Origin of the sequence: Streptomyces sp. NPDC050625 (assembly GCF_040654755.1) — a bacterium.
In the GTDB taxonomy this organism is placed as follows: domain Bacteria; phylum Actinomycetota; class Actinomycetes; order Streptomycetales; family Streptomycetaceae; genus Streptomyces.
On the sequence record NZ_JBFAIQ010000002.1, the window covers coordinates 297,087 to 305,460 of the forward strand.

Annotated in this window: 7 protein-coding genes; 4 read left to right on the forward strand and 3 right to left on the reverse strand. The window is 71.3% G+C overall.

The genetic code is table 11. The annotated features are described in order from the left end of the window. Nucleotides 1-18: 18 nt before the first annotated feature. Nucleotides 19-1,554, reverse strand: coding sequence for an IucA/IucC family protein (locus AB0I54_RS05595; protein WP_363294598.1), 1,536 nt, complete (start codon nucleotides 1,552-1,554; stop codon nucleotides 19-21). 474 nt (nucleotides 1,555-2,028) lie between these two features. Between AB0I54_RS05595 and AB0I54_RS05600 the strand changes: the two genes are divergently transcribed. Genes AB0I54_RS05600 through AB0I54_RS05610 form a run of 3 tightly spaced genes read left to right on the forward strand, consistent with a single transcriptional unit; the run spans nucleotide 2,029 to nucleotide 5,200 of the window. Next, nucleotides 2,029-2,790, forward strand: a complete 762-nt coding sequence (locus AB0I54_RS05600; RefSeq protein ID WP_363294599.1) for a response regulator transcription factor — start codon at nucleotides 2,029-2,031, stop codon at nucleotides 2,788-2,790. Next, entirely contained in the window at nucleotides 2,787-4,262 is a 1,476-nt protein-coding gene (locus AB0I54_RS05605) for a HAMP domain-containing sensor histidine kinase (RefSeq protein ID WP_363294600.1), read from the forward strand. Before AB0I54_RS05600 ends, AB0I54_RS05605 begins: the two co-directional genes overlap by 4 nt. 26 nt (nucleotides 4,263-4,288) lie before the next feature. Then, nucleotides 4,289-5,200 (forward strand): HipA family kinase, encoded by a 912-nt coding sequence (locus tag AB0I54_RS05610; RefSeq protein ID WP_363294601.1) that lies wholly within the window; start codon nucleotides 4,289-4,291, stop codon nucleotides 5,198-5,200. A 63-nt stretch (nucleotides 5,201-5,263) separates the two neighbouring features. On the opposite strand, the gene aceB is transcribed toward AB0I54_RS05610, so the two are convergent. Next, the gene (gene aceB / locus AB0I54_RS05615; protein WP_363294602.1) at nucleotides 5,264-6,889 is read right to left on the reverse strand and encodes a malate synthase A; all 1,626 of its coding nucleotides are present in this window, start codon (nucleotides 6,887-6,889) and stop codon (nucleotides 5,264-5,266) included. Between the two features lie 184 nt (nucleotides 6,890-7,073). Further along, entirely contained in the window at nucleotides 7,074-7,673 is a 600-nt protein-coding gene (locus tag AB0I54_RS05620; protein WP_363294603.1) for a nucleotidyltransferase family protein, read from the reverse strand. A 198-nt stretch (nucleotides 7,674-7,871) separates the two neighbouring features. Between AB0I54_RS05620 and AB0I54_RS05625 the strand changes: the two genes are divergently transcribed. Next, a complete protein-coding gene (locus AB0I54_RS05625; protein WP_363294981.1) occupies nucleotides 7,872-8,159 on the forward strand; it encodes a DUF5955 family protein in 288 nt (95 codons plus the stop codon). The last annotated feature ends 215 nt before the right edge of the window (nucleotides 8,160-8,374 follow it).

The following is an 8,374-nucleotide window of genomic DNA, read 5'->3' on the forward strand; positions in this document are numbered from 1 at the left end:
CAGCGGTCGGTGTCGGATTCAGCGGCACAGGGCCAGCGGGTTGGGAACCGGCGTCCACTGCGCCTTCCCCGGGTTCTCGGCCAGGCGCATGGCGACGGTCGCCTTCAGCGGCATCGTGTCGCCGAAGAACGCCGTGGCGTCGTCGTGGCCGGGCAGGCCGGCGTACACCTGGCGGCCCACCTCGGCCACCACGCCCCACAGCACCCGGGGGTCGGCCTGCCGCGTCCGGCCGAGGACGTCGATCAGCTCGCTGAAGACGCCGCTGATCAGACCGCCGAACAACTTGGTGCGCAGCGCGTCCACGTCGTCGCCCGCGCGGGTGCCGAGCAGCGGCGGCAGCGTGACACCGCACCGGGCCAGTCGGCGCGGGCTGACCCGCACGCCGTCCAGGTCCCGGTACAGCACCCGCACCGGCCGCCCGTCGCGCAGCACGACCAGGGTGTTCTGACCGTGCGCCTCCAGTGCCACCCCCATGGACAGCAGCGTCAAGGCGGGCGGCAGGACGAGTCCGGCGAAGTCCGTCATCCAGCGCACCGGACTTCCCGAGATCACGGCCGCTCCCGTCGCGTGGACGGCGGTGAGCGGAACCGCGATCTCCCCCGGGCCGAGGTAGCACTCGGTCGACTCCCGGATCATCGCCGCCAGACTCGCGGAGGGCCGTCCGTCCACGCACACCGCGCCGCCGCCCAGCTCACGCATGACGCGCAGGCTGTCGCCGTACCCGGCCTTGTCGACGAGGGCCGAGACGAGGTCCGACAGCGGGGGCCCGTCGGCGACCTCGGCCGGGGAGATGGTGCGCCGGTAGTTGGTGACCTGCACGTCGAGGGCCGTCTTGAGGTGGCAGCCCGGCAGGGTGCCCAGCGGTGCCAGGGTGCGCAGCGACAGCAGCGGCCGGGCCGGGATCGTCTCCTCGACGACGGTCAGGCCGGGGTGCCGCGTGCGTACGTGGTCACGCTGCCAGGGGTGCAGCGGGACCAGGATCGTGTCGCCGTCCCGCAGTTGCCGTGGCCAGGTGCCGGAGCCCTGCCAGCGGTCGGCCGGCACGGGGAGCAGCGCCAACCGGACGACCGGGTGGTGCTCGGGAGCGTAGGCGAGCACGTCGGCGATCGACATGCCGGTACGCGTGCGGCAGCAGGGATGCTGTGGGTGGCCGTCGACGACCGTCTGCTCCGCGTCCGCAGAGTCGTGCGGTGCGACTGCCCGGCCCGCGTTCGCGGCCCTGGCCAGGGCCAGGTTGACCACGCTGTTGTCCAGCTCGGCCGCCAGTCGCCGAGCCGCGGGGGTGCGCAGGCCCAGCTGCGCCAGCAGCTGCGCCGGTCCGCTGATCGGCCCGTCGGGCCCGGATACGACGAAGTCGTCGGGCACCTCGGCGAACGGCCGCGCGCCGGCCGCGGGCGCCGAGAGCGAGCCGCCCCGCCGCAGCTCGACCACCAGGGCGTCGGAAGCGTGGCGGTGCCCGGCCACGCCGGGCAGGGGTTCTCGCGCGAAGGCGCCCCACAGCCGGCCCAGCACGGCTGCCCGTGCTCCCGGGAGCGCGGTCGTGAAGGGTTCCATCAGATCCGGGCGCGTGCGGCGTAGTTCATCAAGGGGCATGGGGTGTCCCAGGCGCTGGTGAGGGTGCTTGTCGTGCGGTGCTCCAGTGGCACCGGCCGTGCAACCGACGCTAGGGGAGGACGATCAAGCGGAATGCCAGAGCAAGGGCAGCGGGGGATTCCGAAGACCCTCGAAAAAGCGTTTTAGCTCCACGGAATCCAGCCGATTCCGCGGCGTCCGCCTGAATTGACACGACCTGACCTTGGATCAGTTTTCGACTGCTGTCGGGTCGGCCGGCCGAGCCGTGCGCCGCGCGGCCGCGGGTGGCCCCAACCGGCGTTCGAAGGTCTTTGCCGCTTTCCTTGCTCCACGCTGTAGATGTGCTGGATGTCGCCGGTACACCGCGTTCCGGTGGTTACTCCATCCGTGGTGAATCCGCTGGACGGCCAAGGAAAGCGCCAGACGCCCAAGCCGAGGTCTGTGAGCCTTTCCGGCATGCGTGTCTTGCTGATCGAGGACGACGACCGGGTGGCCGGACCATTGGTGGAGGGACTGCACCGCTTCGGATTCACCGTGGAGCACGCCAGAACGGGGGCCGACGGCCTCGCCGCGCCGGAGCCGGCGATGGTACTGCTGGACCTGGGGCTGCCCGACATGGACGGCATCGACGTCTGCCGTGCGCTCAGAACCCGCTCGTCCGTGCCGATCATCATGATCACTGCCAGGGACGACGAGGTCGACCGGGTACTCGGTCTGGAGCTGGGCGCCGACGACTACGTCTCGAAGCCGTTCGGCGTACGGGAGCTCGTCGCCCGGATCCGCGCGGTCACCCGCCGCACCCGCCCCGCCGCGGGGGACACGCACCGCCAGGAACCGGGGCTCCCGGACGACGTGACCCCGCCCGAGACCTCCGACGTCCAGCGGATCGGCCCGCTGACCATCGACCGCCGTACCCGGCAGGTGCACCTGCACCGCTCCTCCCTCGCCCTAGCGCCCAAGGAGTTCGACCTGCTCAGCTGCCTCGCGGAAGACCCCGGAGCGGTCTGCTCCCGCCGGCAGATCCTCGACACGGCATGGGAACCGAACTTCTTCGGACCCACCAAGACCCTGGACGTCCACATCGCCGCGCTGCGCCGCAAGCTCGGTGACTCCTCGTGGATCGAGAACATCCGCGGAATCGGCTTCCGTCTGGTCCCCCCGGCACACGTCGAAACGGTTTCCGCGACAGCGCCGGCACGCGGCGGAGGGCCTCGGTGACCCGTCGCATCCTGCTCAGCCATCTGAGCCTCATACTGTTCGTCCTGCTCGCGCTCGAAGTGCCGTTCGGCCTCTTCTACGCCCGCAGCGAGGTGTCCCGCTTCTCCCATTCGGCGCAGCAGGGGGCGATGACGCTCGCCGAGGTCTGCGAGGAGAAGATGGAGCACGGGGTCGCGGGCGACCTCCCCGAACTGGCTCGTGCCTACGGACGGCGGACCGGCAGCCGTGTGCTCGTCGCCGATCACCGGGGCGTCGTCCTCACCGACAGCGCCGCCCTCGCCCCGGTCGGCAAGAACCTGTCCGCCGAGCCGGACATCTCCGCCGCGCTGCGCGATCACCCCGTCGTCGGCAGCCGCAGTGCCCCGTTCGCGGGCGGGGACGTCCTCTTCGCCACGGTGCCGGGTGGCTCGGACGCCGTCGTCCCCTGTGTCGTGCGGACCGTGTATGCGCTGGGCCCGCTCAAGGCGAAGATCCATGGCACCTGGCTGGCTCTCGGCTTCGTCGGGGTTGGAGTGCTGGCCGCGGCCTCCCTGATCGGCTTCGCGCTCGCCCGCTCGATCACCCGTCCCGTGCGGGCCCTGGAACTGGCGACGGCGCAGCTCGCGGACGGCCGTATCACCGATCCACCGGCCACCGATCACGGGCCGCCGGAACTGCGCCGCCTGGCCGCGTCGTTCACCACCACCGCGACCCGGCTCCAGCACCTGCTGCACGCGCAGCAGGCGTTCGCCTCCGAGGTGTCGCACCAGCTGAGGACTCCGCTGACCTCACTGCGTCTGCGCCTGGAGAACTTCGAGCCGCACCTCGCCCCGTGCGCCCAGGACAGTCTCGACAAGGCGGTCGGGGAGCTGGAGCGGCTCAGTCGTATGGTGCAGGGGCTGCTCGCGCTCGCCAGGCTGGAGAACTCAGCGATCCGGCCGGAGCCGGTCGATCTCCGCGCCGTCGTCGCCGACCGCGTCGCCATCTGGACGGCCTTCGCCGATGAACAGCAGGTCGACCTCGTCGTCTCCGGGGCCACGGCCGTTCGGGTGTGGGCGGCTCCGGGCGCGCTGGAGCAGATCATCGACAACCTGCTCTCCAACGCGCTGCGCGCGTCCCCGCCGGGAACCGCCATCACTCTGGCGGTCATCGACGCCCCGGGGGAAGGGAGCCGGACGGTGTCCGAGGCCGAGCTGCACGTGATCGACCAAGGTCCCGGTATGACCGAGTCCGAACGGCGCAGGGCCTTCGACCGGTTCTGGCGGGCCGCGGGTGCCGACCACGACGGTACGGGCCTCGGCCTGCCGATGGTCCGGCAGCTCACCCGCGCCAGCGGTGGTGAGGTCACTCTGGAGACGGCCCCCGGCGGCGGACTCGACGCCGTCGTCCGCCTCCGCCACGCCGAGAGCCGCACCCACCGGGAGCGCCCGGGCATCTCGGCGGACACCCCCGACAGCGGGGTGTTCGAGCGGGCGTCGGGACGAGAGAAGTAGATGGCTGCGTTCTCTATGCTCGGACGATGAGAGAGGTTACTGCGACTCGCTACATCGCACCCCTGCGGTCCGGCGGCTCCGTCCCCGGAGTCGTCGAGGCCGACGACCTCGGCACATACGTCGTCAAGTTCACGGGCTCCGCGCAGGGCCGCAAGGCGCTGGTCGCCGAGGTGATCGTGGGCGAGCTCGCGAGGGCGCTGGGGCTGCGGTTCCCCGAGCTGGTCCTGGTGCACTTCGACCCGGCGATCGCCGACGGCGAGCCGCACCAGGAAGTACGGGACCTGCACACCGCGAGCCACGGCCTCAACCTCGGCATGGACTATCTGCCGGGCGCGAAGGACTTCACCCCTCAGGTCGCGAAGACCTTCCGGGTCGATCCCCTGGAGGCGGGCCGGATCGTCTGGCTCGACGCCCTCACCGTGAACGTCGACCGCACGGTCCACAGCTCCAACCTGATGGTCTGGCCCACCTTCGGCACCGCGCCCCCGCGCCTGTGGCTGATCGACCACGGCGCCGCCCTCGTCTTCCACCACCGCTGGGACGCCTCGGATCCCGCCAAGGCGTACGACTTCCGCCATCACGCCCTCGGGCACTACACGCCCGACACCCGGGCGGCCGACGCGGAGCTGGCGCCCAAGGTGACTCAGGAACTGCTGCGGGAGATCGTCGCCCAGGTCCCCGACGCCTGGCTGAGGGGCGAAGAGGGGTTCACGACACCGGACGAGGTGCGCGGGGCGTATGTGGACTACCTCCACGCGCGCGTGCGGGCGTCGGCCGCCTGGCTCCCGACCGACTTCCCCACCCGGGAGGAGCTCGCCGCCGAGGAGGCCCGCCGGGCGGCGAGGACCCAGCAGGGCCGTCCGAACTGGCTCAAGCGGGTTCCCGACCTGCACGGCAAGCCGGCGGCGGAACAGGACTGGTCGGCGCACCTCGGGTGAAGCGGGCCGTACGCGACCGAGTGGCCCGGGGGGAGTCCCCGGGCCACTCGGACGGATGAGGTCTCAGCCGGTGAGCTGCTGGTACGCGGGCAGGGTGAGGAAGTCCGCGTAGTCCTCGTCGAGGGCGACCTGGAGCAGCAGATCGTGGGCCTGCTGCCAGTGGCCGGCCGCGAAGGCCTCCTCGCCGATCTCCTCCCGGATGGCGGCCAGTTCCTCGGCGGCGACCTTGCGGGCCAGTTCGGGGGTCGCCGTCTCGCCGTTCTCGAACTCGACGCCCGCGTTGATCCACTGCCAGATCTGCGAGCGGGAGATCTCGGCGGTGGCCGCGTCCTCCATGAGGTTGAAGATGGCGACCGCGCCGAGGCCGCGCAGCCACGCCTCGATGTAACGGATGCCCACCTGCACGGCGTTGACCAGGCCCGCGTACGTCGGCCTGGCCTCCAGGGAGTCGATCGCGATCAGGTCGGCCGCCTCGACGTGCACGTCCTCGCGCAGCCGGTCCTTCTGGTTCGGCCGGTCGCCGAGGACCTTGTCGAAGGACTCCATGGCGAGCGGGACCAGGTCGGGGTGGGCGACCCAGGAGCCGTCGAAACCGTCGTTCGCCTCGCGGTCCTTGTCCGCCTTGACCTTCTCGAACGCGACCTTGTTGACCTCCTCGTCGCGGCGGGACGGGATGAACGCCGCCATGCCGCCGATCGCGTGCGCACCGCGCTTGTGGCAGGTGCGGACGAGGAGTTCGGTGTACGCCCGCATGAACGGGGCTGTCATCGTCACGGCGTTGCGGTCCGGCAGCACGAAACGGGGCCCGCCGTCACGGAAGTTCTTGACGATGGAGAAGAGGTAGTCCCAGCGGCCGGCGTTCAACCCCGAGGCGTGGTCGCGCAGTTCGTAGAGGATCTCCTCCATCTCGTACGCGGCCGTGATCGTCTCGATGAGCACGGTGGCGCGGACGGTGCCCTGCGGGAGGCCGAGGTAGTCCTGCGCGAAGACGAACACGTCGTTCCAGAGGCGGGCCTCCAGGTGCGACTCCGTCTTGGGGAGGTAGAAGTACGGCCCCTTGCCGAGGTCGAGCAGACGCCGGGCGTTGTGGAAGAAGTACAGCCCGAAGTCGACGAAGGCGCCGGGGACCTGGGTTCCGTCCGCGTCCACGAGGTGGCGCTCGTTCAGATGCCAGCCGCGGGGGCGCATGACGACGGTGGCCAGCTCCTCGTTCGCCTTCAGGGCGTACGACTTCCCGGACCCGGGGTCGGTGAAGTCGATGTTCCGGGTGTAGGCGTCGATCAGATTGAGCTGGCCGACGACCACGTTCTCCCAGGTGGGCGCGGAGGCGTCCTCGAAGTCGGCGAGCCAGACGCGGGCGCCCGAGTTCAGGGCGTTGATGGTCATCTTGCGGTCGGTGGGGCCGGTGATCTCGACGCGCCGGTCGTCGAGGGCCTCGGGCGAGGGGGCGACCCGCCAGGAGTCGTCGGCGCGGATCGCGGCGGTCTCCGGGAGGAAGTCGAGCGTGGAGGTGCGGGCGATCTCGGCGCGGCGCTCCGCGCGGCGGGCGAGGAGTTCGTCACGGCGTGGCGTGAACCGCCGGTGCAGCTCGGCCACGAAGGCGAGCGCCGCGTCGGTGAGGACCTCCTCCTGCCGGGGCAGGGGCTCGGCGTCGACGATGGCCAGCGGAGACGGCGCTGGTGCGGACATGAGCTGTCACTTCCTTCAGCGGTGGCACCGGGTGCCAGTCGTACCGGATAGGGCTGAGGACGCCCGGGGAGCGCCAGGGCGCTTCTGAACAGTGGATACTAGTTTCCTCATCGTGGAACTTCAATGGTTTGTTGATGTCGAGATTCTCCGGGTCGAGGCAAGGTGGCTCTCGGTGCCATCCCGCTCACTCAAGGTGGATCAGATCCTCGGTGGTGTCGATGTCGTACGGTTCGGCCACGTCGCCGCACTCGACGAGCCGGATCTCCCGCTCGTGCTCCTTCAGATAGGCGCGGGCGCCCCGGTCGCCGGTCGCGGTGCGGGCGATACCGGCCCAGTGGGCTGAGCCGAAGAGGACCGGGTGTCCGCGTACGCCGTCGTAGGCGGCGGAGACCAGGGACCTCTCGTCCTCGTGGGCGGCGAGGACCCGGGCGACCGCCTCGGGGCCGATGCCGGGCTGGTCGACCAGCGAGACCAGAGCCGCGCGGGCGCCCGTACCGGCGAGCGAGCCGAGCCCGGCCCGCAGCGAGGACCCCATCCCCTCGGCCCAGCCGGGGTTGTCCACCAGTACGCAGCCGCTCAGGTCGGCCCGCTCGCGGACCTCGTCGGCGCGGGCGCCCAGCACCACATGGATGCGATCACATCCGGCCGTGCGCAGCACCCCTACCGCGTGCTCCACCAGGGGGCGTCCCCGGTGTTCGAGCAGTGCCTTGGGCCGTCCGCCGAGCCGCCTTCCGCCGCCCGCGGCAAGGAGCAGACCGGCGATCCGGCCTTGGTTGTCCGTCATGTGTCCTGCATACCTGACGCGGGGCGGAGTGCCCGGTTTCGATGGACTGAATTTCGGTCCGCGCGGTGGCGCTCCCCGTACCGGGTGGCGTTTACTGACCCGCGTCGCCCGGCGCCGGACCTACGCCACGGGGCACCAGTGCGCACACGACGGCGTGCGAGGGGGAGGGCTGTGTTGCGGAGCTTGGGGCAGAGGCCGGTGACCGGCAGCGACGAGGACCCGAGAGTGGCGGAACTGCGGACCGCGGTGTCCCGGCTGCGCCGCGAACTCGCCGCGCACCCGGCCGAGTTCCCCGACCGCGGCATAGCCGAGGACGAACTGGCAGCCCTGGCCGCGATGACCTCCGGCGGCATCCCCGAGATACCCCGCCTGCGCCGCTCCCTGCTCCTGATCGCGGGCGCGATCGGCTCGGTCAGCGCACTGGCACGGGGTTTGTCGGAGGTCCGGGACGCGGTGGACTTGTTCGGGGAACCGCCGCGGCGCTGACGGGTTCTCGTCCTCGTCGGTTCTGGCCCTGCTGGGCAGGGCTGAGGGCGAGCCGCCGGCCCCGGCGCGGTCGGGTTCGGGTGGTGCACTGGGCGAGGGGGTTTTCGGAGGTCCGGGACGCGGTGGACTTGTTCGGGGAACCGCCGCGGCGTTGAGGGGTTCTCGTCCTCGTCGGTTCTGGCCCTGCTGGGCAGGGCTGAGGGCGAGCCGCCGGC

Excerpts from the sequence above, each read along its gene's own strand:
- AB0I54_RS05595 (WP_363294598.1), bottom strand. The coding sequence starts at position 1,554 with ATGGAACCCTTCACGACCGCGCTCCCGGGAGCACGGGCAGCCGTGCTG.
- AB0I54_RS05600 (WP_363294599.1), top strand. The coding sequence starts at position 2,029 with ATGCGTGTCTTGCTGATCGAGGACGACGACCGGGTGGCCGGACCATTG.
- AB0I54_RS05610 (WP_363294601.1), top strand. The coding sequence starts at position 4,289 with ATGAGAGAGGTTACTGCGACTCGCTACATCGCACCCCTGCGGTCCGGC.
- aceB (WP_363294602.1), bottom strand. The coding sequence starts at position 6,889 with ATGTCCGCACCAGCGCCGTCTCCGCTGGCCATCGTCGACGCCGAGCCC.
- AB0I54_RS05620 (WP_363294603.1), bottom strand. The coding sequence starts at position 7,673 with ATGACGGACAACCAAGGCCGGATCGCCGGTCTGCTCCTTGCCGCGGGC.